The 24715-nt window shown below is 58.2% G+C and carries 26 protein-coding genes and 1 other annotated feature; of the genes, 18 read left to right on the forward strand and 8 right to left on the reverse strand.

The features are described 5' to 3' along the window. The first annotated feature begins 14 nt into the window (after positions 1-14). The 6 genes from dgoR (at position 15) to INF68_RS14955 (ending at position 6124) form a co-directional block, all read left to right on the forward strand. Positions 15-704: a D-galactonate utilization transcriptional regulator DgoR gene (gene dgoR / locus INF68_RS14930; RefSeq protein WP_003861109.1), complete on the forward strand. Its 690-nt coding sequence runs from the start codon at positions 15-17 to the stop codon at positions 702-704. After that, entirely contained in the window at positions 701-1579 is an 879-nt protein-coding gene (locus tag INF68_RS14935; protein WP_126786532.1) for a 2-dehydro-3-deoxygalactonokinase, read from the forward strand. Before dgoR ends, INF68_RS14935 begins: the two co-directional genes overlap by 4 nt. Beyond that, on the forward strand, positions 1563-2180 hold the full coding sequence (locus INF68_RS14940; RefSeq protein WP_109845944.1) for a 2-dehydro-3-deoxy-6-phosphogalactonate aldolase: 618 nt from the start codon (positions 1563-1565) through the stop codon (positions 2178-2180). The genes INF68_RS14935 and INF68_RS14940 overlap by 17 nt, the downstream gene beginning before the upstream one ends. Continuing rightward, positions 2177-3325, forward strand: coding sequence for a galactonate dehydratase (dgoD, locus tag INF68_RS14945; RefSeq protein WP_059347377.1), 1149 nt, complete (start codon positions 2177-2179; stop codon positions 3323-3325). Before INF68_RS14940 ends, dgoD begins: the two co-directional genes overlap by 4 nt. A gap of 180 nt (positions 3326-3505) precedes the next feature. Beyond that, entirely contained in the window at positions 3506-4843 is a 1338-nt protein-coding gene (locus INF68_RS14950) for an MFS transporter (protein WP_109845943.1), read from the forward strand. Positions 4844-4894: 51 nt separating this feature from the next. After that, positions 4895-6124 (forward strand): DUF3748 domain-containing protein, encoded by a 1230-nt coding sequence (locus INF68_RS14955; protein WP_181367029.1) that lies wholly within the window; start codon positions 4895-4897, stop codon positions 6122-6124. On the opposite strand, the gene INF68_RS14960 is transcribed toward INF68_RS14955, so the two are convergent. Beyond that, positions 6121-6453: a YceK/YidQ family lipoprotein gene (locus INF68_RS14960; RefSeq protein WP_109845941.1), complete on the reverse strand. Its 333-nt coding sequence runs from the start codon at positions 6451-6453 to the stop codon at positions 6121-6123. The genes INF68_RS14955 and INF68_RS14960 overlap by 4 nt on opposite strands. Positions 6454-6701: 248 nt before the next feature. Continuing rightward, positions 6702-6773: a sequence feature (ROSE (Repression Of Heat Shock gene Expression) occurs in the 5'-region of heat shock genes and acts as an RNA thermometer to modulate expression.), on the forward strand. Here INF68_RS14960 and ibpA point away from each other — a divergent pair. From ibpA to INF68_RS14975, 3 genes are all read left to right on the forward strand, one after another. Further along, positions 6767-7177: a small heat shock chaperone IbpA gene (ibpA, locus tag INF68_RS14965; RefSeq protein ID WP_193525338.1), complete on the forward strand. Its 411-nt coding sequence runs from the start codon at positions 6767-6769 to the stop codon at positions 7175-7177. (Overlaps the previous feature by 7 nt.) Positions 7178-7313: 136 nt before the next feature. Beyond that, on the forward strand, positions 7314-7742 hold the full coding sequence (gene ibpB, locus INF68_RS14970; protein ID WP_023309816.1) for a small heat shock chaperone IbpB: 429 nt from the start codon (positions 7314-7316) through the stop codon (positions 7740-7742). Between the two features lie 165 nt (positions 7743-7907). Further along, the gene (locus INF68_RS14975) at positions 7908-9569 is read left to right on the forward strand and encodes a putative transporter (protein ID WP_032662051.1); all 1662 of its coding nucleotides are present in this window, start codon (positions 7908-7910) and stop codon (positions 9567-9569) included. Here the strand turns inward: INF68_RS14975 and INF68_RS14980 are convergent. Continuing rightward, positions 9537-10283 carry a GntR family transcriptional regulator gene (locus tag INF68_RS14980; protein WP_063440101.1) on the reverse strand — a complete coding sequence of 249 codons (747 nt, stop codon included), beginning with the start codon at positions 10281-10283 and terminating at the stop codon, positions 9537-9539. The genes INF68_RS14975 and INF68_RS14980 overlap by 33 nt on opposite strands. Before the next feature lie 221 nt (positions 10284-10504). Between INF68_RS14980 and INF68_RS14985 the strand changes: the two genes are divergently transcribed. From INF68_RS14985 to INF68_RS15000, 4 genes are all read left to right on the forward strand, one after another. Beyond that, positions 10505-12127, forward strand: a complete 1623-nt coding sequence (locus tag INF68_RS14985; RefSeq protein WP_126786531.1) for an alpha-glucoside-specific PTS transporter subunit IIBC — start codon at positions 10505-10507, stop codon at positions 12125-12127. Further along, entirely contained in the window at positions 12124-13446 is a 1323-nt protein-coding gene (locus INF68_RS14990; protein ID WP_045620539.1) for a 6-phospho-alpha-glucosidase, read from the forward strand. The genes INF68_RS14985 and INF68_RS14990 overlap by 4 nt, the downstream gene beginning before the upstream one ends. A gap of 92 nt (positions 13447-13538) precedes the next feature. Continuing rightward, entirely contained in the window at positions 13539-13886 is a 348-nt protein-coding gene (locus INF68_RS14995; protein WP_023309821.1) for a YidH family protein, read from the forward strand. Beyond that, on the forward strand, positions 13876-14223 hold the full coding sequence (locus tag INF68_RS15000; protein WP_109845937.1) for a DUF202 domain-containing protein: 348 nt from the start codon (positions 13876-13878) through the stop codon (positions 14221-14223). Before INF68_RS14995 ends, INF68_RS15000 begins: the two co-directional genes overlap by 11 nt. Before the next feature lie 34 nt (positions 14224-14257). Here INF68_RS15000 and dsdA read toward each other — a convergent pair whose 3' ends face one another. Beyond that, positions 14258-15544 carry a D-serine ammonia-lyase gene (gene dsdA / locus INF68_RS15005; RefSeq protein ID WP_126786530.1) on the reverse strand — a complete coding sequence of 429 codons (1287 nt, stop codon included), beginning with the start codon at positions 15542-15544 and terminating at the stop codon, positions 14258-14260. A gap of 17 nt (positions 15545-15561) precedes the next feature. Further along, the gene (dsdX, locus tag INF68_RS15010) at positions 15562-16899 is read right to left on the reverse strand and encodes a D-serine transporter DsdX (protein WP_126786529.1); all 1338 of its coding nucleotides are present in this window, start codon (positions 16897-16899) and stop codon (positions 15562-15564) included. Positions 16900-17103: 204 nt separating this feature from the next. Here dsdX and dsdC point away from each other — a divergent pair, with 204 nt between their 5' ends. Both dsdC and INF68_RS15020 read left to right on the forward strand, forming a co-directional pair. Further along, on the forward strand, positions 17104-18030 hold the full coding sequence (gene dsdC / locus INF68_RS15015; protein WP_126786528.1) for a DNA-binding transcriptional regulator DsdC: 927 nt from the start codon (positions 17104-17106) through the stop codon (positions 18028-18030). Positions 18031-18114: 84 nt separating this feature from the next. Further along, positions 18115-19203 carry a cellulase family glycosylhydrolase gene (locus tag INF68_RS15020; protein WP_023309826.1) on the forward strand — a complete coding sequence of 363 codons (1089 nt, stop codon included), beginning with the start codon at positions 18115-18117 and terminating at the stop codon, positions 19201-19203. Here the strand turns inward: INF68_RS15020 and emrD are convergent. The 4 genes from emrD to tisB all read right to left on the reverse strand — a co-directional run bounded on the left by emrD (position 19106) and on the right by tisB (position 21962). Beyond that, complete coding sequence (emrD, locus tag INF68_RS15025) at positions 19106-20290, reverse strand: multidrug efflux MFS transporter EmrD (protein WP_029741426.1); 1185 nt, start codon at positions 20288-20290, stop codon at positions 19106-19108. The two genes, INF68_RS15020 and emrD, sit on opposite strands and share 98 nt — an antisense overlap. 175 nt (positions 20291-20465) lie before the next feature. Beyond that, positions 20466-21299, reverse strand: a complete 834-nt coding sequence (locus tag INF68_RS15030; protein WP_109845933.1) for an EamA family transporter — start codon at positions 21297-21299, stop codon at positions 20466-20468. Between the two features lie 62 nt (positions 21300-21361). Further along, entirely contained in the window at positions 21362-21808 is a 447-nt protein-coding gene (locus INF68_RS15035; protein WP_126786527.1) for a GNAT family N-acetyltransferase, read from the reverse strand. A gap of 64 nt (positions 21809-21872) precedes the next feature. Further along, on the reverse strand, positions 21873-21962 hold the full coding sequence (gene tisB, locus INF68_RS23515; protein WP_008500146.1) for a type I toxin-antitoxin system toxin TisB: 90 nt from the start codon (positions 21960-21962) through the stop codon (positions 21873-21875). Positions 21963-22485: 523 nt separating this feature from the next. On the opposite strand from tisB, the gene ivbL reads away from it, so the two are divergent. The 3 genes from ivbL (at position 22486) to ilvN (ending at position 24670) form a co-directional block, all read left to right on the forward strand. Then, positions 22486-22584, forward strand: coding sequence for an ilvB operon leader peptide IvbL (ivbL, locus tag INF68_RS15045; protein ID WP_057979964.1), 99 nt, complete (start codon positions 22486-22488; stop codon positions 22582-22584). Positions 22585-22690: 106 nt separating this feature from the next. Next, positions 22691-24379, forward strand: coding sequence for an acetolactate synthase large subunit (gene ilvB, locus INF68_RS15050; protein ID WP_109845931.1), 1689 nt, complete (start codon positions 22691-22693; stop codon positions 24377-24379). A gap of 3 nt (positions 24380-24382) precedes the next feature. Then, positions 24383-24670 (forward strand): acetolactate synthase small subunit, encoded by a 288-nt coding sequence (ilvN, locus tag INF68_RS15055; RefSeq protein ID WP_006808802.1) that lies wholly within the window; start codon positions 24383-24385, stop codon positions 24668-24670. Positions 24671-24715: the final 45 nt, after the last annotated feature.

A 24715-nucleotide genomic window follows, 5' to 3' on the forward strand; every position in this document is an offset into this window, starting at 1 on the left:
CACAAGGACTCTCCATGACACTCAATAAAACCGATCGCATCGTCATCACGCTGGGCACCCAGATTGTGGGTGGCAAATACGTTCCCGGTTCGCCGCTGCCGGCAGAGGCCGAACTGTGTGAGGAGTTTGAAACCTCGCGCAACATCATCCGGGAAGTATTCCGCTCGCTGATGGCGAAGCGGCTGATTGAAATGAAGCGCTATCGCGGCGCGTTTGTTGCCCCGCGTAACCAGTGGAACTACCTCGATACCGACGTGCTGCAGTGGGTGCTGGAAAATGACTACGACCCGCGGCTTATCGGCGCGATGAGCGAAGTCCGAAACCTGGTTGAACCGGCCATCGCCCGCTGGGCGGCGGAACGCGCAACTTCCGGCGATTTGGCCCAGATCGAGTCGGCTTTAAACGACATGATCGCCAATAACCAGAACCGGGAGGCGTTTAACGAGGCAGATATTCGCTACCACGAAGCGGTGCTGCAGTCGGTGCATAACCCGGTATTACAGCAGCTTAGCGTAGCGATCAGCTCGCTACAGCGAGCAGTATTTGAACGTACCTGGATGGGAGATGAGGCCAACATGCCGAAAACGCTCCAGGAACATAAAGCGCTGTTCGATGCGATACGGCATCAGGACGGCGATGCGGCAGAGCAGGCGGCACTTACCATGATTGCCAGCTCGACACGAAGGCTGAAGGAAATCACATGACATCTCGCTACATCGCAATTGACTGGGGATCGACCAATCTGCGCGCCTGGCTGTATCAGGGCGAGCAGTGCCTGGAAAGCAGGCAATCAGAAGCAGGCGTGACGCGCCTGAACGGTAAATCCCCCGAGGCGGTGTTAGCAGAGGTCACACAACGCTGGCGCGACAGCGCCACGCCGGTAGTGATGGCGGGTATGGTAGGCAGCAACGTAGGGTGGAAAATCGCCCCTTATGTGCCGGTTCCCGCCCATTTCTCCGCCATTGGCGAGCAGTTAACGTCCGTTGGCGACAATATCTGGATTATTCCCGGCTTGTGCGTTTCTCGCGACGACAACCACAACGTGATGCGCGGCGAAGAGACGCAGCTGCTTGGCGCGCGCGCGCTTTCCCCTTCTTCTGTCTACGTCATGCCCGGAACGCACTGCAAGTGGGTCCAGGCTGACGCTGAGCAAATCCACGACTTTCGCACCGTGATGACCGGCGAGCTGCACCATTTGCTGCTCAACCATTCGCTGGTCGGGGCCGGTTTACCTGAGCAGGAAGCCTCGGCAGAGGCGTTTGCTGCCGGGCTTGAACGTGGGATCGCTTCTCCTGATGTTTTGCCGCACCTTTTTGAGGTTCGCGCCTCGCACGTGCTGGGAAATCTCCCGCGCGAGCAGGTCAGCGAGTTTCTTTCCGGCCTGCTGATTGGCGCTGAGGTTGCCAGCATGCGTGATTTCATCGCGCACGAGCAGGCCATCACCATTGTCGCAGGCGCATCGCTGACGTCGCGCTACGATCAGGCGTTTCGTACCGTTGGGCGTAACGTTTCAACGCTATCCGGCGACACGGCATTTCAGGCAGGAATAAGGAGCATCGCTCATGCAGTGGCAAACTGATCTTCCCCTTATCGCGATTTTGCGCGGCATTACGCCCGATGAGGCGTTAGCCCACGTCGGCGCGGTTATTGACGCCGGGTTCGACGCGGTGGAAATCCCGCTTAACTCTCCCGAGTGGGAAAAAAGCATTCCGGCCGTGGTGAAGGCCTTTGGTGATAAGGCGCTGATTGGCGCAGGCACCGTGTTACAGCCCGAGCAGGTAGATCGGCTGGCGAAGATGGGCTGCAGGCTTATCGTCACGCCCAATATTCAGCCTGAGGTGATCCGCCGCGCGGTGGGGCACGGCATGACCGTCTGCCCGGGGTGCGCCACCGCCACGGAAGCCTTTACCGCTCTCGACGCAGGCGCACAGTCGCTCAAAATTTTCCCGTCATCGGCTTTTGGTCCGGACTACATCAAAGCGCTGAAAGCGGTATTGCCCGCCAGCGTGCCGGTCTTTGCCGTGGGCGGCGTAACGCCAGAAAACCTGGGCCAGTGGATGAGCGCTGGCTGTGTGGGCGCGGGGCTGGGCAGCGATCTTTATCGTGCCGGACAGTCCGTGGAGCGTACCGCACAGCAGGCGGCAGCATTTGTGAAAGCGTATCGAGAGGCAGTGAAATGAAAATAACCAAACTCACCACGTACCGTTTACCCCCGCGCTGGATGTTCCTGAAAATCGAAACCGATGAAGGGGTTGTGGGCTGGGGCGAACCGGTGATTGAAGGGCGGGCGCGTACCGTAGAAGCGGCGGTGCACGAGCTGGGGGAATACCTGATTGGTCAGGATCCGGCGCGCATTAACGACCTTTGGCAGGTGATGTACCGCGCGGGCTTCTACCGCGGGGGGCCGATCCTGATGAGCGCCATCGCCGGCATCGACCAGGCGCTGTGGGATATCAAAGGCAAAGTGCTGAACGCGCCGGTCTGGCAATTGATGGGCGGCCTGGTGCGCGACAAAATTAAAGCCTACAGCTGGGTCGGCGGTGACCGTCCTGCGGAAGTGATTGATGGCATCACGCAGCTGCGCAACATCGGCTTCGACACTTTCAAGCTCAACGGCTGCGAAGAGATGGGCATTATCGACAACTCGCGTGCGGTAGACCGGGCGGTGAATACCGTGGCGCAAATCCGTGAAGCCTTCGGCAACGAGATTGAGTTTGGCCTGGATTTCCACGGCCGAGTCAGCGCGCCGATGGCCAAAGTTCTGATCAAAGAGCTGGAGCCGTATCGTCCGCTGTTTATTGAAGAACCGGTGCTGGCCGAGCAGGCCGAGTACTACCCGAAACTGGCTGAACAGACCCATATTCCCATCGCGGCGGGCGAACGTATGTTCTCGCGCTTCGAGTTCAAACGCGTGCTTGAAGCGGGCGGCATTGCCATCCTGCAGCCGGACCTCTCTCACGCGGGCGGCATAACTGAATGCTACAAAATTGCCGGGATGGCAGAGGCTTACGATGTGGCATTGGCACCGCACTGCCCGCTAGGCCCGATCGCGCTGGCTGCCTGTCTGCACGTTGATTTTATCTCCCGCAATGCGGTGTTCCAGGAACAGAGCATGGGGATTCACTATAACAAGGGCGCGGAACTGCTCGATTTTGTGAAAAATAAAGAAGACTTCTGCATGGAAGGCGGTTTCTTTAAACCGTTAACGAAGCCGGGCCTTGGCGTAGAAATTGACGAAGCCAAAGTCATTGAGCTGAGTAAAAATGCGCCAGACTGGCGTAACCCGCTGTGGCGTCATGAGGATGGCAGCGTAGCCGAATGGTAAATGCGCGTCATACTTCGCGCTGGTGATGCGTTGGCTGCGTTTTCTTACCCCGGTCATATACTTTTGTATGCTCCCGGGGATGCGAAAACTTGCCGCCTTCCCCCAGCACGAATTATTTAGCGCATTCTGTTTACGTTTTTAATTAAAAAAACCAAATACACCCTCTGTAAATTACAGGGCATGGTGAGCGGCTTCGCTATGCCCAAAATCTGGAGACAGATTGCGATGGATATTCCAGTTACCGCTACAAAAACCGGGCGTCGCCGCTACCTGACGCTGATTATGATCTTTATTACCGTGGTCATTTGCTATGTAGACCGCGCCAACCTTGCCGTGGCATCGGCCCATATCCAGGAAGAGTTTGGCATCACCAAAGCGGAAATGGGCTACGTCTTTTCGGCGTTTGCCTGGCTGTATACTTTATGTCAGATCCCGGGCGGCTGGTTCCTTGACCGCGTGGGTTCACGTCTGACCTATTTCATTGCCATTTTCGGCTGGTCAGTGGCGACCCTGTTCCAGGGCTTCGCGACCGGGCTGATGTCGCTGATTGGCCTGCGCGCCATCACCGGGGTGTTCGAAGCGCCCGCGTTTCCGACCAACAACCGTATGGTGACCAGCTGGTTCCCGGAACACGAGCGCGCTTCCGCCGTTGGCTTTTACACCTCCGGGCAGTTTGTCGGCCTGGCGTTCCTGACGCCGCTGCTGATCTGGATCCAGGAGCTGCTGAGCTGGCACTGGGTATTCATCGTCACGGGTGGGATTGGCATTATCTGGTCGCTGATCTGGTTCAAGGTTTACCAGCCGCCGCGTCTGACCAAAAGCATCACCAAAGCCGAGCTGGACTACATCCGCGACGGCGGTGGCCTGGTGGACGGCGATGCGCCGGTGAAAAAAGAGGCGCGCCAGCCGCTGACCAAAGCGGACTGGAAGCTGGTCTTCCATCGTAAGCTGGTGGGCGTTTATCTGGGCCAGTTCGCGGTAACCTCCACGCTGTGGTTCTTCCTTACCTGGTTCCCGAACTACCTGACCCAGGAGAAAGGCATCACGGCGCTGAAGGCGGGCTTTATGACCACCGTGCCGTTCCTCGCGGCGTTCTTCGGCGTGCTGCTCTCCGGCTGGCTGGCCGATAAGCTGGTGAAAAAGGGCTACTCGCTGGGCGTGGCGCGTAAAACGCCGATCATCTGCGGGTTGCTGATCTCCACCTGCATCATGGGCGCCAACTACACCAACGATCCGGTGTGGATTATGACCCTGATGGCGGTGGCGTTCTTCGGTAACGGTTTCGCCTCTATCACCTGGTCGCTGGTGTCGTCCCTTGCGCCGATGCGGCTGATTGGCCTGACCGGCGGCGTGTTCAACTTTGTCGGCGGGCTGGGCGGGATCACCGTACCGCTGGTCATCGGCTACCTGGCGCAGGACTACGGCTTCGGCCCGGCGCTGGTCTATATTTCTGCCGTGGCGCTGATCGGAGCACTCTCCTACATCCTGCTGGTGGGTGATGTGAAACGAGTAGGCTAATCCCTGCGGATGTTTTACCCTGATGCACTCACCGTGCATCAGGGTATCCTCATGAAACAAATCACTTTCGCTTCCCGCAACCACCAGCTGACCAACATCAATACCTGGACGCCGGACAGCCAGTGGCTGGTCTACGACGTGCGCCCGTCCGGTGCGTCGTTTACCGGTGAAACCATCGAGCGGGTCAATGTCGCTACGGGTGAGGTAGAGGTGGTATATCGCGCCACTGACGGCGCGCATGTCGGCGTGGTGACCGTTCATCCTGCAGAAGAGAAATATGTCTTTATCCACGGCCCGAAAAACCCGGATGCGGACTGGCACTACGATTTTCATCATCGTCAGGGAGTGGTTGCACAAAACGGTCAGGTGAGCAACCTGGACGCGATGGATATCACCGCGCCTTACACCGCAGGCGCGCTGCGCGGCGGCAGCCACGTCCATGTCTTCAGCCCGAACGGGCGGCTCGTCAGCTTTACCTATAACGACCATGTTCTGCACGAACGCGATCCTAAACTCGATTTACGCAACGTCGGCGTGGCTGCGCCTTACGGCCCGGTGAACCCGCAGGGGAACCATCCCCGTGAATATTCGGGAACCTTCTGGAGCGTGCTGGTTAGCCGCACCACGCCCAACCCACGGCCGGGCAGCGATGAAATCAACCGCGCATACGAAGAGGGCTGGGTGGGCAACGACAGGCTGGCGTTTATCGGCGATACCCTCTCCGCGCAGGGCGAAAAAGTACCGGAACTGTTTATCGTAAATCTGCCGGAAGACGAGCAGGGCTGGAAGCGTGCGGGCGATGCGCCGCTACAGGGCACGACGGAGACCCTGCCAGCGCCGCCTGCGGGTGTGAAGCAGCGCCGTTTGACCTTTACGCATCAGAGGGCGTACCCGGGCCTGGTGAACATGCCGCGTCACTGGGTTCGCTGCAACCCGCAGGGGACACAGATTGCGTTTCTGATGCGGGATGATAACGGCATTGTGCAGCTGTGGCTGATCTCTTCTGAGGGAGGTGAGCCGCGCCAGTTGACGCGTACCGGGAGCGATATTCAGTCAGCATTTAACTGGCATCCTTCCGGCGATCGTCTGGGGTTTGTGCTCGAAAATCGGATCGCCTGCTGCGACGCACAGACCGGAGAGGTGACGTTTTTGACGTCCGATCACGGCAACCCGCCGTCTGCTGATGCGGTCGTTTTTTCCCCTGACGGGCGCGTTATTGCGTGGATGGAGGAGACAGCCGGTTTCCGTCAGCTTTGGGTAACGGAAACCGCGCAGTACTAGCGTGGAGGCATTTCAGCGGGCGGGATGACGGCGTTTGTCGCCAGATTTTCCTGCTCGCTTTTCTCTACCCGCGAGCGCACGGAGTTGTCCTTACGAAACATATCCCACGGCAGCAGAAGCGTATCCGCCACGGCCGTAAACGGCATATCCAGGATAACCAGGGATTTGGTGCCCCAGTTTGTATCGTCATCGGAGATCATCGCCGCGCTGGCGCGCGTCCCCGGATATGTTCCTTCTTTACCGCCGGTGTGAGACATCACGCTCGAACACCCGCAAAGTAAAACTACCCAGCTGAACGTCGTCAGCTTTATCAGAACATTTTTCATCATCACTCAGTCATCGTTAATGGCACTGCATAGACATGCAACTCAGGGTTATAGCGAGCCTTATCCAAAATGGATAGCCCTATAACCCCGCACTGTGGCAGCCATCGCAATTTAACCCTTTGTGCTGTTGTCCCAGTCTAAGCGAGATGCAGGAAAGTGCAAAAAAAAGTGCAGCTGTCGTTCTTGAAAAGCCCGATTGCAGACCCATTTTAAGAATGTGGCCCGATAACGAACTCGCCTGATGGGTGTTCGGGGGCGCAAAGGCCTGTCCATGGTGGAAGGCTACAATTTCTCGCTGATTTCAGGAGTTTTATTTATGCGTAACTTCGATCTTTCTCCGCTATACCGTTCTGCAATTGGTTTTGACCGCCTGTTTAACCATTTAGAAAATAACCAAAGCCAGAGCAACGGCTACCCTCCATACAATGTTGAGCTGGTTGACGAAAACCACTACCGCATCGCCATTGCCGTCGCCGGTTTTGCAGAAAACGAACTGGAGATCACCGCGCAGGACAACCTGCTGGTGGTGAAAGGTTCCCATATGGCCGAGCAGAAAGAACGTACCTACCTTTATCAGGGCATCGCCGAGCGTAACTTTGAACGCAAATTCCAGTTAGCCGAGAACATTCACGTTAAAGGCGCGAACCTGGTTAACGGTCTGCTGTTTATCGAACTGGAACGTGTGATTCCGGAAGAGAAAAAACCGCGCCGTATCGAAATTAACTAATTACGCGGGTCGCGTGAGCGGCCCACCCGAACTTGCTTGCCGTAACGGGAGCATATGCGAATCCATCAGGATTTGCAGGAATAACTGTGCACAAAATTACACTGTGCCGAACTCGCTTCTCAGAAGGAGATTTAGTATGCGTAACTATGATTTATCCCCCCTGCTGCGTCAGTGGATTGGTTTTGACAAACTGGCTAACGCCCTGCAAAGCACCACCGAGCAACAGACGTTTCCGCCGTACAACATCGAAAAGAGCGACGATAACCACTATCGCATTACCCTTGCGCTGGCCGGTTTCCGCCAGGACGATCTGGACATCCAGCTTGAAGGCACTCGCCTGACCGTGAAGGGGTCGCCGGAAAAACAAGAGACCGAGACCAAATGGCTGCATCAGGGGTTGGTTAATCAGCCGTTTAGCCTGAGCTTTACCCTGGCAGACCATATGGAAGTGTCCGGCGCAACGTTTACCAACGGTCTGCTGCATATCGACCTGATCCGCAACGTGCCGGAAGCCATCGCGCCGCAGCGTATCGCCATTAGCGAGCGGCCGGCGTTGAACAGTTAGCACTGTGCGGGCTGATGCCCTCACCCCGGCCCTCTTCCTGTGGGAGAGGGTGAAAAGATAAAGCCCTGCCCCGGCAGGGCTTTTTTGTGCGCCATCGCCCATACAACCGCCCCCGGCTCTGAGAGAATCCTTAGCATAACTAAGGTTATGATAAGGAAGTGGGTCATGAGTGATATCGCGTTAACCGTCAGCGTGTTGGCCCTGGTCGCTGTTGTTGGCCTGTGGATAGGTAATATCAAAATCCGTGGCGTCGGGTTTGGGATAGGCGGGGTACTGTTTGGCGGCATTTTTGTCGGGCACTTCGCCGACAAGCTCGGGCTGGTCCTCAGCGCCGAAATGCTCCACTTTACTCAGGAGTTCGGCCTGATCCTCTTCGTTTATACCATCGGTATTCAGGTGGGACCGGGCTTTTTCGCCTCACTTCGGGTTTCCGGTTTACGGCTCAACCTGTTTGCCCTCGGCATTGTGGTAATGGGCGGGCTGGTCACCGCAATTCTGCACAAAATCTTCGATATCCCGCTCCCCGTGGTGCTGGGCATTTTCTCCGGGGCGGTCACCAACACGCCTGCGCTCGGCGCCGGGCAGCAAATCCTTCGCGATTTGGGTATCGAACCCGGCATTGTCGACCAGATGGGGATGAGCTACGCCATGGCCTATCCGTTTGGCATTTGCGGCATTCTGCTTTCCATGTGGCTGGTCCGCGTCCTGTTTCGCATTAACGTCGACAAAGAGGCGAAGGACCACGAAACCACGCTCACCAACGGCCATATGCCGATCAAAACCATCAACATTCGGGTCGATAACCCCAACCTGAACAATATGGCGATTCAGGACGTGCCGATCCTCAACAGCGCCAACATCATCTGCTCCCGCCTCAAGCGTGACGATATGCTGATGGTGCCTGCCCCCGGCACCGTCATTCAGCAGGGCGATCTGCTGCACCTGGTCGGCCAGCCCGGAGATTTAAACAACGCGCGGCTGGTGATTGGCCAGGAAGTGGATACTTCGCTCTCAACCCGCGGCACCGATATGCGCGTGGAACGCGTTGTGGTGACTAACGAACACGTTCTTGGCAAGAAAATACGCGATCTGCAGGTAAAAGAGCGCTATGACGTGGTGATCTCTCGCCTTAACCGTGCGGGTGTTGAACTGGTCGCCAGCCCGGAGGCCAGCCTGCAGTTCGGGGATATCCTCAACCTGGTCGGGCGCCCGTCGTCCATCGACGCCGTGGCGGATATGGTGGGTAACGCCCAGCAAAAGCTGCAGCAGGTGCAGATGCTGCCGGTGTTTATCGGTATCGGGCTCGGCGTGCTGCTCGGTTCTATTCCTGTGTACGTGCCGGGCTTCCCTGTGGCGCTCAAGCTGGGCCTGGCGGGTGGACCGCTGATTATGGCGCTGATCCTCGGGCGTATCGGCTGTATCGGGAAGCTTTACTGGTTTATGCCACCGAGCGCCAACCTGGCGCTGCGCGAGCTGGGTATCGTGCTGTTCCTGGCGGTGGTCGGGCTGAAGTCCGGCGGGGATTTTGTCGATACCCTGGTCAAGGGCGAAGGGATGAGCTGGGTAGGCTACGGCATCTTTATCACGGCGATCCCGCTGCTGACGGTGGGAATACTGGCGCGGATGTTCGCCAAAATGAACTACCTGACGCTGTGCGGGATGCTGGCGGGCTCCATGACCGATCCACCCGCGCTGGCCTTTGCCAACAACCTGCACGCCACCAGCGGTGCGGCTGCGCTCTCCTATGCCACCGTCTATCCGCTGGTGATGTTCCTGCGCATCATCACCCCGCAGCTACTGGCGGTGCTGTTCTGGGGGATGAGCTAGTAAATCTTCCGGGTGGATGCGCCGCAGATGGTAGTCCACCTGGTAATCACTGGTATTTCGGAACATCACGGAATAATTGAGGAACTCGCCGCTGTCGCTGTAGGAGAGAGACGTAATGCGCAGCAGCGGCGTCTGTTCCGGCAGGTTCATATAACCGGCCAGCGTTTTATCTGCCAGCACCGGCGTCAGGCTCTCGTAGTTGCCGCTGATGGTGATCCCGCACTCCTTCTCGATGTAATCAAACTTAGACCCCTCAAGATGCGCCAGCGACAGATTGCGGAACAGCTTCACCGGCATAAAGCTGTCCTCCAGCATCAGCGGCTTCCCGTCCACGTAGCGCACCCGCCGGGAAAAGTAGATCCGCTCATCCACCTGAATCCGCAGCTGGCTGGCGATAGCGGGCGGGGCGGGCATCACTTCAAACTGCAAGACCTTACTCTGCACCTCTTTTCCCTGCTGCCGCAGCACCTCCACCAGCCCGGTCAGGTTGGTGGTTTCGTGGTGAACGTCTTTGCGCGAGACAAAGGTTCCGCTGCCGTGCCGCCGCTCAACCAGCCCCCAGCTCACCAGCAGATCGAGCGCCTTGCGGATGGTCATTCGCGCCACGCCGAACTCCTGCGCCAGCGCCTTTTCGCCGGGCAGCGGGCTGCCGATGTTGTAGTCCGACGAATTCAGCCGCAGCCGCAATCTGTCGGCGATAGATTTGTAGATCACCAGTAGACCTCTCTGCCCTTATCAGGGCGTGGATTGTGTCCTGACATGTCCATATTTATGCCGGAAAGTAGACCTGATTGGTCAAAATAAAACCATGAATGCGATCACGAATCGCAGCGGCACGCCATGTTCGCGCATCAGTAAGTTCTTATGCTCACCTCAGGCCAGCAAAAAACCATAAAGGCCTCTACCCCTACAGGTTGTTTCATGAGGATTTAAAAATGCTCAGTCAAATACAACGTTTTGGCGGTGCCATGTTTACCCCGGTGTTGCTGTTTCCGTTCGCCGGGATCGTGGTGGGAATCGCCATCATGCTTCGCAACCCGCTGTTTGTTGGCGAAGCCTTAACGGCCCCCGATCATCTTTTCGCGCAGATTGTTCACATCATTGAAGAGGGCGGCTGGGCGGTGTTTCGCAATATGCCGCTGATTTTTGCCGTTGGCTTACCGATTGGCCTGGCGAAGCAGGCGCAGGGCCGCGCCTGTCTGGCGGTGCTGATTAGCTTCCTGACCTGGAACTACTTCATTAACGCGATGGGGATGACCTGGGGCCACTTCTTCGGCGTCGACTTTTCCGCCGAACCGACGGCGGGAAGCGGGCTGGCGATGATTGCCGGCATCAAAACGCTCGATACCAGCATCATCGGCGCCATTGTGATCTCAGGCATCGTCACCGCCATCCACAACCGCTACTTCGACAAGCCGCTGCCGGTCTTTCTGGGGATTTTCCAGGGCAGCTCGTTTGTCGTTATCCTCGCGTTCTTCGTCATGATCCCCTGCGCCTGGCTGACGCTGCTAGGCTGGCCAAAAGTGCAGATGGGCATTGAGTCCCTGCAGGCGTTCCTGCGCTCTGCCGGGGCGCTGGGCGTGTGGGTGTATACCTTCCTGGAACGCATTCTGATCCCAACCGGATTGCACCACTTCGTCTACGGTCCGTTCATCTTCGGCCCGGCGGCGGTTGAGGGTGGGATTCAGGTCTACTGGGCGCAGCATCTGCAGGAATTCAGCCAGAGCACCCTGCCGCTGAAAATCCTCTTCCCGGAAGGCGGGTTCGCGCTGCACGGCAACTCAAAAGTGTTCGGTTCGGTCGGGATTGCGCTGGCGATCTGGTACACCGCGTCGCCGGAAAACCGCGTCAAGGTGGCGGGGCTGCTGGTGCCGGCCACGCTCACCGCCGTGCTGGTGGGCATCACTGAACCGCTCGAGTTCACCTTCCTGTTTATCTCGCCGCTGCTGTTTGCCGTGCACGCGGTACTGGCGGCGACTATGGCAACGGTGATGTACGCCTTCGGCGTGGTCGGGAACATGGGCGGCGGCCTGCTGGACCAGTTCCTGCCGCAAAACTGGATCCCAATGTTCCACAACCACGCCTCGACGGTATTCACCCAGATTGGCATCGGCGTCTGCTTCACTGGCATCTACTTCGCGGTCTTCAAAACGCTGATCGAACGTCTGAACCTGAAAACGCCGGGCCGGGAAGAGAGCGAAATCAAACTCTACAGCAAGGCCGACTATAAGGCAGCGCGGGGGCAAACCACCGCCCCGGCCGCGGCCAGCCAGCAGGTAGGGCAGGCCGCCGGATTCCTGCAGGCGCTCGGCGGGGCGGCCAATATCGAAAGCATCAACAACTGCGCCACCCGCTTGCGCATTGCGCTGGTGGATATGGCGAAAACCCAAAGCGATGACGTCTTCAAAGCCCTCGGCGCCCACGGCGTGGTGCGACGCGGCAACGGCATTCAGGTGATTGTCGGCCTGCACGTTCCTCAGGTACGCGACCAGCTGGAATCACTGATGAAAACCCCTTTAACGAATGAACAAACCACCCTGACAGAGGCTATATCATGAAAAAATTCTCAGTTGTTATTGCAGGCGGCGGCAGCACCTTTACGCCTGGTATCGTCCTGATGCTGTTAGCCAACCGTGACCGCTTCCCGCTGCGCGCCCTGAAGTTTTATGACAACGACGGCGCGCGTCAGGAGACCATCGCCGAAGCATGCAAAATCATCCTCAGGGAGCAGGCACCCGAGATTGAATTCAGCTATACCACCGATCCGAAAGCGGCGTTTAGCGATGTGGATTTCGTGATGGCGCATATCCGCGTGGGCAAATACCCGATGCGTGAAAAAGATGAAAAAATCCCGCTGCGCCACGGTGTGCTGGGCCAGGAAACCTGCGGACCGGGCGGGATTTCCTACGGCATGCGCTCTATCGGCGGCGTGCTGGAGCTGGTGGATTATATGCAGCAGTACTCCCCGAACGCTTGGATGCTGAACTACTCCAACCCGGCGGCGATTGTTGCGGAAGCCACGCGTCGCCTGCGCCCGAACGCCAAAATCCTCAACATCTGCGATATGCCGATCGGCATTGAAGGGCGCATGGCGCAGATTGTCGGCCTGAAAAACCGCAAAGAGATGCGCGTGCGCTACTACGGCCTGAACCACTTCGGCTGGTGGACGTCGATTGAAGATCTCAACGGCAACGATCTGATGCCGAAACTGCGCGAATACGTGGCTAAAAACGGCTATGTGCCGCCTTCGGAAGATGCGCATACAGAAGCGAGCTGGAACGATACCTTTGCCAAAGCCAGAGACGTGCAGGCGCTGGATCCGGACACCATGCCGAACACCTACCTGAAGTATTATCTGTTCCCGGACTACGTGGTCGCGCACTCGAACCCGGAGCGTACCCGCGCCAATGAAGTGATGGATCACCGTGAGAAGCATGTGTTCAGCGCCTGCCGGGCGATTATCGAAGCTGGTCACTCCGCCGCCGGTGAGCTGGAAATCGACGAACATGCGTCGTACATCGTCGATCTGGCGACGGCGATTGCCTTCAACACCCAGGAAAGGATGCTGCTGATTGTGCCTAACAACGGGGCTATCCATAACTTTGATGCCGACGCGATGGTGGAGATCCCGTGCCTGGTAGGCCATAACGGGCCGGAGCCGCTCACGGTGGGCGATATTCCACACTTCCAGAAAGGGCTGATGAGCCAGCAGGTGGCGGTGGAAAAACTGGTGGTGGATGCCTGGGAGCAGCGCTCGTACCAGAAACTCTGGCAGGCGATCACCCTGTCGAAAACCGTTCCGAGCGCGTCCGTCGCGAAAGCGATTCTGGATGACCTGATCGCGGCCAATAAGGACTACTGGCCAGAGCTGCACTAATCGTCCTGACCGGCATCGCCCGATGCCGGTCTCCTTGTCCTTGTCGATTTACGCTATGCTGAAGCCTGCCCGTAGTACGACAAGGAACCCTCATGAAAATTTCCCGCCTCGGCGAAGCGCCGGACTACCGCTTCTCTCTGGCTAATGAACGCACTTTTTTAGCGTGGATCCGCACCGCGCTGGGCTTTCTTGCCGCAGGGGTGGGTCTCGATCAGCTCGCGCCCGATTTCGCCACGCCGCTGATTCGCGAAGTGCTGGCGCTGCTGCTGTGCCTGTTTGCGGGCGTGCTGGCGATTTACGGCTACCTGCGCTGGCTGCGCAATGAGAAGGCGATGCGTCTGAAGCAGGATCTGCCCTATACGCGCGGGCTGCTGATTATCAGCACGATTCTGCTGACGGTGGCGGGCGTGGTGATGGTACTGGTGTTCTATGGCGGATAGCCGCAAAGCGCGGCGCGAAGCGGACCCCGGCCTGCAGCCGGAGCGGACGTCGCTCGCCTGGCTGCGCACGCTGCTGGGGTATGGCGCTTTGATTGCCCTGGCGATCAAGCACAACTGGCACCGCACCGGGGTGCCCTTCTGGATTTCTATTGTCGTGCTGGTGCTGGTGGCCATTATTTTATGGCGCTATACCCGCAGCCGTAACCTGATGGACGTGGCGCAGAACGATTTTGTACAGCCGAAAGCGGTTCGGGATAAGTTCCTGATCGCGCTCGCTGTTCTCTCGCTGTCGCTGCTGTTTGCGGTAACCCATATTCAGCAAATTTTGAGCCTGTAAGCCCGGTGGCGGCTACGCTTTACCGGGCCTACGATTAACGGCCTTTTGCTAAATACTTCGCCATCTCGTCTTCCGGCACCATTCCGCCGCCGGTTGCCCACACCAGGTGGGTAACGTTGGTATGCGAATGAACGCGCACCGGCCCGGCCATGCCCGCCAGCGCCGACGGCTCCAGGCGAATGCCTTCCTCCTGCGCCAGCCAGCCGAGCATGTCGTACATGCTCTGATCGGAGAGCGTATAGAACCCGTCGAGCAGGCGCTCCATCGCGCGGCCCACGAAGCCGGAGGCGCGCCCTACCGCCAGACCGTCCGCCGCCGTCACGTTATCAATGCCCAGATCCTGCACCGCGATCTCATCGTGCAGGCCGGTGTAGACGCCGAGCAGCATGCACGGGGAGTGCGTTGGCTCCGCGAAGAAACAGTGGACGTTATCGCCAAAGGCCAGCTTCAGGCCAAACGCCACGCCGCCGGGGCCGCCGCCGACGCCGCACGGCAGGTAGACGTACAGGGGATGATCGGCATCCACCACGCGGCCCTGTTCGGCAAACTGCGCCTTCAGCCGCTCGCCTGCAACGGCGTAGCCCAGGAAAAGGGTGCGGGAGTTTTCATCGTCAATGAAGAAACAGTTCGGATCGCTTTCCGCCGCTTTTCGTCCCTGCTCCACCGCCACGCCGTAATCCTGCTCATATTCCACGACGATGACGCCGTGGCTGCGCAGTTTGGCTTTCTTCCACTCGCGGGCGTCGGCGGACATATGCACCGTCACCTTAAAGCCGATGCGGGCGCTCATAATGCCGATGGACATCCCAAGGTTGCCGGTTGAGCCTACCGCAATGCTGTACTGGCTGAAGAAGTCCTTAAAGCGCGGCTCCAGCAGAATGCTGTAGTCGTCGTCGATGCTCAGCAACCCGGCTTCCAGCGCCAGTTTTTCCGCATGGGTCAGCACCTCATAGATGCCGCCGCGCGCTTTAATCGAGCCGGAAATCGGCAGATGGCTGTCTTTTTTCAGCAGCAGCGTGCCGGGAATAGACTTCGCAGATTCTTTCTCCAGCCGCTTTTTCATCGCCGGGATTGCAACCAGTTCGGATTCGATAATCCCGCCCGTTGCCGCCGTTTCCGGGAAGGCTTTCGCCAGGTACGGCGCGAAGCGTTTTAGGCGCGCGTGGGCGTCGTCCACGTCGGCTTTGGTCAGCCCGACGTACGGCAACCCTTCTGCAAGCGTCGTGGTGCGCGGGTTAAGCCAGGTGGTTTCTTTCAGAGCAATCAGATCCTCAACCAGAGGAAACTGTGCGGTTAAAGTAGTGATAGTTGCGTTTTCCATAATACGTCTCTTCGCGCTCAGATAATGAAGGAAAGCAGGAATGTGCCGCCAAGTGCAAGCACCGAGGCGATAAACGTCGCCGTCGTATAGTATTTGAAGGTCTCGTTCAGGGTAGCGCCGCAGTATTGCTTCACCAGCCAGAAGAGAGAATCGGTCACGATCGTGCAGCCAATGGCACCGGAACCGATGGCAATGGTAATGATCTCCGGGCTCACGTTCGGGTAGAGCGGCAGCATCGGCGCGACTATCGCCGTGGCGCCCATCATCGCCACCGTCGCGGAGCCGACGGCGGCATGCAGCACCAGCGCCACCAGCCAGGCGAGCAGGATAGGGTGCATGTGCAGGTTCGAGAGAATATGCGCCAGCGAGTCCGCCAGTCCGCTGGTTTTCAGGATGGCGTTAAACGCGCCGCCCGCGCCGATAATCAGCAAAATGTTGGCGATAGAGCCGAAGCCGTGCTCGGTATGCGTCAGCATCGTGCCCATGCCCATATGCTGGCGGATCCCCAGCAGGTAGTAGGCGACAAACACGGCGATAAACATGGCGGTGATCGGGTTGCCGATAAACTCCAGCAGCGTATACAGCGTGCCTTCTTTTGCCATATTCAGCTCGGCAATGGTTTTCACCAGCATCAGGGCAATCGGCAGCAGCACCGTGAACAGCGTGGTGCCCAGCGACGGCAGGGTGTGCTCTTCCCGCACCTTCAGGTCTGAAAATTCCGCCGGAACCGGTTTAAACGGCAGACGGTTGCCGAGCAGTTTCAGGAACAGCGGGCCGCCGACCAGCGAGGCCATCAGGCCCACCATCAAACCGTAAACAATGACCGTTCCGACGTCCGCGCCTAATTTATTGGTCACAAACAGCGCGGCCGGATGCGGCGGCACCACGCAGTGCACCGCCATCAGCGCGGTGCAGAGCGGAATGGCCAGCTTGAGCAGCGACGTGTTGGTCTTTTTGGCGATGGAAAACGCCAGCGGGATCAGCAGTACCACGCCCACTTCCACAAACAGCGTAATGCCGCAGATAAGGCCTACCAGCACCATAATCACGTCCGCCGACAGCCAGCGGCAGCGCTGCAGTGCGATCCCGATGCGCTCTGCCGCGCCCGAGACTTCCATCAACTTGCCGAGAATGGTGCCCAGACCAATCACCGCCGCCAGGAAGCCCAGCGTACCGCCAATTCCGCTCTCGATGGCGTTCACCATATCCAGCGGGCTCATCCCCATCATCGCGCCGACGAAAAAGCTCGCCAGCAGCAGCGCGAGGAACGGGTGAAACTTCAGTTTTACGATGGTTAAAACAATCAACACAATGCTGACCAGCAGCGTTGCCACAACCCAGACCTGAGATCCCATATCTCACCTCACCCTTATGTCATCTGTGGGTATTGGACGAAAAAACGGCGTGGGCTGACAAACGATATAAATTGGCGTTCAGGTGAGCCAGATTGGATCAACTGAGTGACTGCGCTCTAAAAAGCGCACTTAATTCGTATTAGGTTCACATAAATTCACCCTTGAACGGTATGCTGAGCGCAGAAAACCCTCGCGAGAATTGTGATGACCGATGCAAATGAAGCCAGAAACCGGCTGTTAAACGGCTGGCAGCTGTCGAAAATGTACACCTTTGAAGTGGCCGCCCGGCATGAGTCCTTCGCCCTGGCGGCGGAGGAGCTGTCGCTCAGCCCCAGCGCGGTGAGCCACCGCATCAACCTGCTGGAAGAGGAGCTGGGTATTCAGCTGTTCGTCCGCTCGCACCGTAAAGTCGAGCTGACGCAGGAGGGAAAGCGCGTTTACTGGACGCTGAAATCGTCCCTCGATACCCTGAATCAGGAGATCCTGGATATCAAAAACCAGGCGCTCTCCGGCACGCTGACGGTTTACTCCCGCCCGTCGATCGCCCAGTGCTGGCTGGTGCCCATGCTGGGGGACTTTACCCGCCGCTATCCGTCGATTTCACTCACCATCCTGACCGGCAATGATTACGTCAATATGCAGCGAACGGGCGTCGATCTGGCGCTCTATTTCGACGATACGCCGCCAAACCATCTCTCTCATCACTTCCTGATGGACGAGGAGATTTTGCCCGTCTGCTCACCGCAGTATGCCCGCGAGCATGAACTGCTGAAAAACCCCGATAACCTCAGCCACTGCACGCTGCTGCACGACCGTCAGGCCTGGAGCAACGATTCCGGGACGGATGAGTGGCTGAGCTGGGCGCAACACTTTGCGGTGAATATGCCGTCATCGTCGGGCATTGGTTTCGATCGTTCCGATTTAGCGATTATTGCGGCCATCAACCACGTCGGCGTCGCGATGGGCAGAAAGCGGCTGGTGCAGAAGAGGCTCGAACGGGGCGAGCTGATCGCCCCGTTTGGTGAAAAGACCCTGAAATGCCATCAGCACTACTATATCTCGACGCTTTCTGGCCGGCAGTGGCCGAAAATAGACGCCTTTATCGGCTGGCTGAAAGAACTGGCAGGTTGAAGAATTATTACGCTTTCGCTCTACACCAAATGTGAAAAAGCGTGCTAAATACAGGTAATGCTTTCGATTTATCCAGGGTAAACCGTGTTAAAGCCTTTTATTGCCTGTGCATTACTGATCTCTTCCGGCTGGGCGATTGCCGCTGAGCCGCCGCTGACGGCTGCCCGTTATGCGCAGCAGCTGGGCGTCGGGATGGATGTGGACTGGGCGCGCACCGAGCGCGGCATACGCGAATTCGACCCGCTGGTGGTACGCGATTTTCGTGCAAAAGGCATTACCCACGTGCGCATTCGCGTCGCCGATGAGCCGACGGAAGCGCGGCTAATTCACCTGCGCAAGCTGGTAGAAGCCTGCGAGCAGTATGGCGTGATCCCGATTATCGCTTATCAGGCTGATGAATATAAAAACGACCCGAAAGCCGATAACGAGAAAGAGACGATCAACTGGTGGATTGCCGTGGCGCACTATTTCGGTCAGAGCTACCCGCTGTTGGGTTTTGATCTCATCTATGAGCCGGCCGACAAGCTTAACCACAACCTCGCGTCGCTAAACCGCGTGTATGAAAAAACCATTAAAGCGATCCACGACATGGACCCGCAGCGCATGATCTTTGTTGCGCCACGCCTGCGCGCCGCCCCGGAGGATTTATCCAGCCTGAAGCTGCCCGCGCACAGTCAAAACTACCTGCTGGCGGAGTGGCATATTTTCCCGTGGGGGCCGCTGAAAAATAGCGGTAAATACCCGTGGACGTCCGGCACGGCGGCGGAGAAAGCGGCTATCCATAATCGCATCAATACCGCGCTGCGCTGGCAGCAAAAAACCGGGCACGTTAGCTGGGTCGGGGGCTGGGGCGTGGGAGAGTCAAACCACCTCACGCCAACCGCTTCGCAAATGGCGTTCTCCACCTTTATGGCCTGCGAGCTGCAAAAGGCGAAAATCCCGTATGCGCTGAACGCGGATTTCCAGTTTTACGACGGGGAAGAGGGGGCCTGGCGGCCCGCGCCGGAGCCGTTGTTGCAGGCGATGATTGCGCCCGTCTGTGAAAAGCCCGGCGAGAAGCCAGGCCATCATGCGGTTAAACCGGCTGCTCGTGATGCGGAACACGCGACGCCAGCGGCAGCCAGCACAGTAAAATCAGCAGCCCCATCAGCGTCATCAGCAGGCCCAAACTAGCCTGCCCGGTCTGCGGCATCATCGCAGAGAGCCAGGCCAGCGCGCCGGAGCCGATATTCTGCAAACCGCCCACCAGCGCGCCAGCCGTGCCTGCGAGGAACGGGAACGGCTCCATCGCGCCGCTGGTCGCCAGCGGGAACAGCATCCCCGCGCCGAAGAAGAACAGCGCTGCCGGGATGAGCAGCGTCCAGACCGTCATCACGCCAAACAGCCCCGGTATCCACATCATCAGACCCGCCAGCAGGCAGCTGATCACCGACTGCCACATCAGGGTGGAGAAGCGTTTGTTCGGGCGTCCGGCAAACCACGCGCCGAAGAACGCCGCCGGGATCGGCAGAATAAACAGAATACTCACGACCATGCTGCTCAGGCCCAGCCCCGCGCCCAGCAGCACGCCGGAGCAGGCTTCGAACACCGCAATGCCCGCCAGGCCGCCGATCAGCATCAGCAGGTAGCAGGTAAACGACCCGTTGCCAAACAGCGTTTTATAGCTGGTGATGAGCTTCGTGCGCGGTGCGTCCTGCGGGCGCGTTTCCGGCATCCAGCGCGCCATGCTGAAGGTGACAATCACGCACAGAACCAGCAGGAAGGCGTAGCAGGCGCGCCAGGACCACATCGTGTCCAGCAGGCCGCCAATCAGCGGGGCGAGAAGCGGGCTGACCAGAATTCCCATATTCAACAAGCTGTTGGCATGACGGAGCTGGGTGCCCTGATACATATCGCGCGGTAAGGTTCGCGCCATCACCCCACCGACGCCGGTCCCGACGCCCTGCAGGGCGCTGGCGGCAATCAATACGGTCAGGCTGTGCGTGGTAATGGCAATCACCGTCGCCACCATGAAAATGCTCATGCCCACCAGGATCACCGGGCGACGCCCGACGCGGTCAGACAGCGGGCCGTAGAAGAGCTGCGAAACGCCATAGGTCAGCAGGTAGGCTGCCATCACGCTCTGCACCGCGCCCTCGCGGACGTTCAATTCCTTTGCCATGTCGGCAATCGCCGGAATGTAGATGGTTTGCGCCATCTGACCGACGGCCACCAGTAACACCAGCATCAACAATAAGTTAACGTTCCTTTGTTTTTTCATGTCGCTGAATACTTTTGCCAAAAGAGAAAAATGAAGAATAAGTGACTGCGCATTCCCATAAATGCGCGAGGAATCTACCACAGAGAGATGACAATTTAAGCATTGTCGTGGTGAATGAAAAAACCGGTAAAGGCAGGATTTGTAAACAAGATCGGCAACTAATGTTGCCAGTGATTTACGCCATGCGCAGCAGAATAGCGCCGCCGGCAATACCCAGCGCCGCCGCGATACGCAGGCCCGCAACCTTCTCTTTTAAAAGGACAAACGCGATCAGCGCCCCGAAAAGAATCGAGGTTTCACGCAGCGCCGCGACCACCGCCAGCGGTGCCTGCGTCATGGCCCAAAGCGCCAGACCGTAAGATCCCATGGTGCCCACCCCGCCGAGCAGCCCCTTTTTCCAGTGCAGGCGCAGGTAGCTGGACGCCTCGCGCCGACGCGCCACCATCGCCCAACTCAACAGGCAGAAGCCGTTCATAAAGAAGGTCCACAGCGTGTAGCCCAGCGCGGTGTCCGACAGCCGCACGCCGGTGCCGTCCACCAGCGTATACCCGGCAATAAAGCAGGCGTTCAGCAGCGCCAGCCCGATCCCTTTGCGTGACCGTATGCGGCCATGCATCGCCATCGCCAGAATCGACAGGCAAATTACTCCGATACCGGACCAGGCGAGCCACGAGAGACGATCGCCGAGCGCCAGCACGCCGATCAGCGCCACCAGCAGCGGGGCGGTGCCGCGCATCAGCGGATAGGTCTGGCTCATATCGGAGACCTGATAGGTCTTCGCTACCAGCACGGTGTACACAACCTGTAAGGCGCAGGAGACGATCAAAAACGGCCAGCTTGCTGCAGATGGCTGTGGGGAAAACGGCAGTAAGACCAGAGCGATAACCGTGGCGGATCCGCTGACGCTTATTGCGGAATAGAGCTTGTCCGTTCCGGCCTTAACGATGGCGTTCCAGCTGGCATGCAGCAGCGCGGCGAAGAGCAAAATGCAGAATACGGTGATGGTCATGGCGTATCGGGTGGTGAATTGTCACTCAACTGTAACATTCACGCCCTGAAGCTGCCAGCCGGCTACACGGCACAAAAAAGGCGGTGCGTCACCCGCGGTTCGTCCGAAACCAGCGTAAAACCCGCCTGGCGATAGAAGCCGTACGCGCTCTCCGGCGCGTGGGTATTCAGGAAATCAAACCAGATGCTGGCATCGGCCATCACCACGGTCAAAAGCTGCTTGCCAATTCCCAGCCCGCGGCACTTCTCGCTGACATAGAGATGGCGAATACGTCCGGCGCGCGGCCGCTGGCTGAACGGATCGCGATTCAGACCGCACACGCCGACCAGCTTGCCGTTGAGAAACGCGCCTAACAGCTTTTCGCCCGGCGCGTTAAAGAGGTTCTCACCCCGCTGCCAGCTCTCTTCGAGCCTGCGCAGCATATTGAAATTCAGTGCAATACTTTCCGCCTTCAGGGCGATATACCCCGGCTCGTCTGGCGTGACAGGCTCAATTAACAGACGCGACATAGCATTCCCTCGTTATTAAAGAGGGGCGGTTGCCCGCCCCTCTCAGGTGCGACTTGAACCTGAATTACCGAACGAATTTCAGGACAGCATCAAGCAGTTGCAGTACAGCAACAATGAGTTTGAGGATAAGTATCACCATATCCACTACGCTCATACGCGTCTCCTTTTGGTTAAAAGGAGCACGATGCTGGCGTACCTTTCCGCCGCCTGTTGCCAGCACCTGGATTGACGTAACACAGTGTGCTCACTTCAGAGGGTTAAGGCACTGACGGCACCACCCGTTTCAGCCAGGACTTCGTTGCGCCGTTAGAACTGCGGCCCCCTCGCTCACTGCGAACACCCTCAGTATAGATAAATACTGTACGTATGAACAGTATTTTGTGGACAAAATCTGGATGGCGATCCATACTCAAAAACGTCAAAATCCGTGCCTCAATTGCGCGTTCGTCTTCGATCGCGTATACTTTTTTGCGTTGACGTAACACAGTGTGTTCTGCGGCGACCAACCGCAAAACCCTGATAAAAACCTCGCTCCGGCGGGGTTTTTTGTTTTCATCTCTCAACAAACGAAACGTGATCCCTGACGCATTTTTGCGCAGATGAATATTTTTCCATTGTCACGCCCGAAAACCTGTGTTTGTATAAATTCCATCAATGATTCCAAACACAGGTCCCCAATGACTTCATCCATCTTCACTTCGACCCTACTAAAAACTGCGCAACCAGCCGCAGTGGTCGTCGTGCGTGTGGTGGTGGTCGTCGGCAATGCGCCGTAGGGACTGGATCAACACACGAATCCAAAACCCCGCCGGCGCAAACCGGGCGGGGTTTTTCGTTTAGGACCCTCCCCGGAACGTCGGCCCAGAAGAAAAGGACTGGAGCATGGCAAGTTCGGGCACAACATCCACCAAGACGCGTTTTACCGGCGCGCAGCTGATCGTTCATCTGCTGGAGCGACAGGGCATTACCACGGTTGCGGGCATCCCCGGCGGCACGGTGCTGCCGCTGTACGATGCGTTAAGCCAAAGCACGCAGATCCGCCACGTGCTGGCGCGCCACGAGCAGGGGGCAGGCTTTATCGCTCAGGGCATGGCGCGTACGCAGGGCAAACCGGCGGTCTGTATGGCCTGCAGCGGGCCGGGCGCAACCAACCTGGTGACCGCCATCGCCGACGCGCGCCTCGACTCCATTCCGCTGATCTGCATCACCGGCCAGGTACCGTCCTCGATGATCGGCACCGATGCGTTCCAGGAAGTGGATACCTACGGCATCTCTATCCCCATCACCAAACATAACTATTTAGTTCGCGATATCAGCGAGCTTCCTCAGGTTATCAGCGATGCGTTCCGCATTGCGCAGTCCGGCCGCCCGGGCCCGGTGTGGATAGACATTCCTAAGGATGTCCAGACCGCAGAGATCGAGATCGACGTTCTGCCGGAGCCGGGCGAGCGAGCCCCCGCGCCGGAATTCAGCGCTGAGAGCGTGCGCGACGCTGCCGCCATGATTAACGCCGCCAAACGCCCGGTGCTCTATCTGGGTGGCGGGGCGATTAACGCCGCAGATGAAATCCGCGAGTTTGCAGAAAAAGCCAACCTGCCGACTACCATGACCCTGATGGCGCTCGGCATGCTGCCAAAAGCGCACCCGCTGTCCCTGGGCATGCTGGGGATGCACGGCGCGCGCAGCACCAACTACATCCTGCAGGAGGCGGATTTGCTGATTGTTATGGGCGCGCGTTTTGATGACCGGGCGATTGGCAAAACCGAGCAGTTCTGCCCGAATGCGAAAATCATTCACGTGGATATCGATCGCGCCGAGCTCGGCAAAATCAAACAGCCGCACGTGGCGATTCAGGGCGACGTGGCCGAGGTGCTGGCGCAGCTGATCCCGCAAACCGACGCGACCAATCGCGCCGACTGGCGCCAGCTGGTGGCCGATCTGCAGCGCGAGTTCCCGGGTGCCATCCCAACCGAAGGCGATCCGCTGAGCCACTATGGTCTTATCAACGCCGTTGCCGCCTGCGTGGACGACAGCGCGATTATCACCACCGACGTCGGCCAGCATCAGATGTGGACCGCCCAGGCCTACCCGCTGAACCGTCCGCGCCAGTGGCTGACCTCCGGCGGTCTGGGCACCATGGGCTTCGGCCTGCCTGCGGCGGTCGGTGCAGCGCTCGCCAACCCGGACCGCAAGGTCATCTGCTTCTCCGGTGACGGCAGCCTGATGATGAACATTCAGGAAATGGCGACCGCGGCCGAAAACCAGTTAGACGTGAAAATCATTCTGATGAACAACGAGGCGCTGGGGCTGGTGCACCAGCAGCAGAGCCTGTTCTACAAGCAGGGCGTGTTTGCGGCGACCTATCCGGGGATGATTAACTTTATGCAGATTGCCGCTGGCTTTGGCCTGCACACCTGCGATCTGAACGCGGAAGAGGATGCCCACGCGGCGCTGCAGGCGGCGATTTCTCGTCCGGGCCCGGCGCTGATCCACGTCCGTATCGACCCTGAACAAAAAGTGTATCCGATGGTGCCGCCGGGTGCGGCAAATACTGAGATGGTGGGAGAATAAGCCATGCAGAAACAACATGAAAACGTCATTCTGGAACTCACCGTCCGCAACCACCCTGGCGTAATGACCCACGTCTGCGGGCTCTTTGCCCGCCGGGCGTTTAACGTGGAAGGCATTCTCTGTTTGCCGATTCAGGGCAGTGAGCACAGCCGCATCTGGCTGCTGGTCAACGACGACCAGCGTCTGGAGCAGATGATGGCGCAGATCGACAAGCTGGAAGATGTCACCAAAGTGGCGCGCAATCAGTCCGATCCCACCATGTTTAACAAAATTGCGGTATTCTTCGAATAAATCGCTCATTGCTTGAACACCCGCGCGCTTATCGCTAAGGTAAGC

This window comes from Enterobacter cloacae complex sp. P16RS2, from assembly GCF_014982155.1.
Lineage (GTDB): Bacteria > Pseudomonadota > Gammaproteobacteria > Enterobacterales > Enterobacteriaceae > Enterobacter > Enterobacter cloacae_M.

What these genes read in the sequence shown, in the direction of transcription:
- dgoR (WP_003861109.1), top strand. Translation starts at nt 15, where the DNA reads ATGACACTCAATAAAACCGATCGCATCGTCATCACGCTGGGCACCCAG.
- INF68_RS14935 (WP_126786532.1), top strand. Translation starts at nt 701, where the DNA reads ATGACATCTCGCTACATCGCAATTGACTGGGGATCGACCAATCTGCGC.
- INF68_RS14940 (WP_109845944.1), top strand. Translation starts at nt 1,563, where the DNA reads ATGCAGTGGCAAACTGATCTTCCCCTTATCGCGATTTTGCGCGGCATT.
- dgoD (WP_059347377.1), top strand. Translation starts at nt 2,177, where the DNA reads ATGAAAATAACCAAACTCACCACGTACCGTTTACCCCCGCGCTGGATG.
- INF68_RS14950 (WP_109845943.1), top strand. Translation starts at nt 3,506, where the DNA reads ATGGTGAGCGGCTTCGCTATGCCCAAAATCTGGAGACAGATTGCGATG.
- INF68_RS14955 (WP_181367029.1), top strand. Translation starts at nt 4,895, where the DNA reads ATGAAACAAATCACTTTCGCTTCCCGCAACCACCAGCTGACCAACATC.
- INF68_RS14960 (WP_109845941.1), bottom strand. Translation starts at nt 6,453, where the DNA reads ATGATGAAAAATGTTCTGATAAAGCTGACGACGTTCAGCTGGGTAGTT.
- ibpA (WP_193525338.1), top strand. Translation starts at nt 6,767, where the DNA reads ATGCGTAACTTCGATCTTTCTCCGCTATACCGTTCTGCAATTGGTTTT.
- ibpB (WP_023309816.1), top strand. Translation starts at nt 7,314, where the DNA reads ATGCGTAACTATGATTTATCCCCCCTGCTGCGTCAGTGGATTGGTTTT.
- INF68_RS14975 (WP_032662051.1), top strand. Translation starts at nt 7,908, where the DNA reads ATGAGTGATATCGCGTTAACCGTCAGCGTGTTGGCCCTGGTCGCTGTT.
- INF68_RS14985 (WP_126786531.1), top strand. Translation starts at nt 10,505, where the DNA reads ATGCTCAGTCAAATACAACGTTTTGGCGGTGCCATGTTTACCCCGGTG.
- INF68_RS14990 (WP_045620539.1), top strand. Translation starts at nt 12,124, where the DNA reads ATGAAAAAATTCTCAGTTGTTATTGCAGGCGGCGGCAGCACCTTTACG.
- INF68_RS14995 (WP_023309821.1), top strand. Translation starts at nt 13,539, where the DNA reads ATGAAAATTTCCCGCCTCGGCGAAGCGCCGGACTACCGCTTCTCTCTG.
- INF68_RS15000 (WP_109845937.1), top strand. Translation starts at nt 13,876, where the DNA reads ATGGCGGATAGCCGCAAAGCGCGGCGCGAAGCGGACCCCGGCCTGCAG.
- dsdA (WP_126786530.1), bottom strand. Translation starts at nt 15,544, where the DNA reads ATGGAAAACGCAACTATCACTACTTTAACCGCACAGTTTCCTCTGGTT.
- dsdX (WP_126786529.1), bottom strand. Translation starts at nt 16,899, where the DNA reads ATGGGATCTCAGGTCTGGGTTGTGGCAACGCTGCTGGTCAGCATTGTG.
- dsdC (WP_126786528.1), top strand. Translation starts at nt 17,104, where the DNA reads ATGACCGATGCAAATGAAGCCAGAAACCGGCTGTTAAACGGCTGGCAG.
- emrD (WP_029741426.1), bottom strand. Translation starts at nt 20,290, where the DNA reads ATGAAAAAACAAAGGAACGTTAACTTATTGTTGATGCTGGTGTTACTG.
- INF68_RS15030 (WP_109845933.1), bottom strand. Translation starts at nt 21,299, where the DNA reads ATGACCATCACCGTATTCTGCATTTTGCTCTTCGCCGCGCTGCTGCAT.
- INF68_RS15035 (WP_126786527.1), bottom strand. Translation starts at nt 21,808, where the DNA reads ATGTCGCGTCTGTTAATTGAGCCTGTCACGCCAGACGAGCCGGGGTAT.
- tisB (WP_008500146.1), bottom strand. Translation starts at nt 21,962, where the DNA reads ATGAGCGTAGTGGATATGGTGATACTTATCCTCAAACTCATTGTTGCT.
- ivbL (WP_057979964.1), top strand. Translation starts at nt 22,486, where the DNA reads ATGACTTCATCCATCTTCACTTCGACCCTACTAAAAACTGCGCAACCA.
- ilvB (WP_109845931.1), top strand. Translation starts at nt 22,691, where the DNA reads ATGGCAAGTTCGGGCACAACATCCACCAAGACGCGTTTTACCGGCGCG.
- ilvN (WP_006808802.1), top strand. Translation starts at nt 24,383, where the DNA reads ATGCAGAAACAACATGAAAACGTCATTCTGGAACTCACCGTCCGCAAC.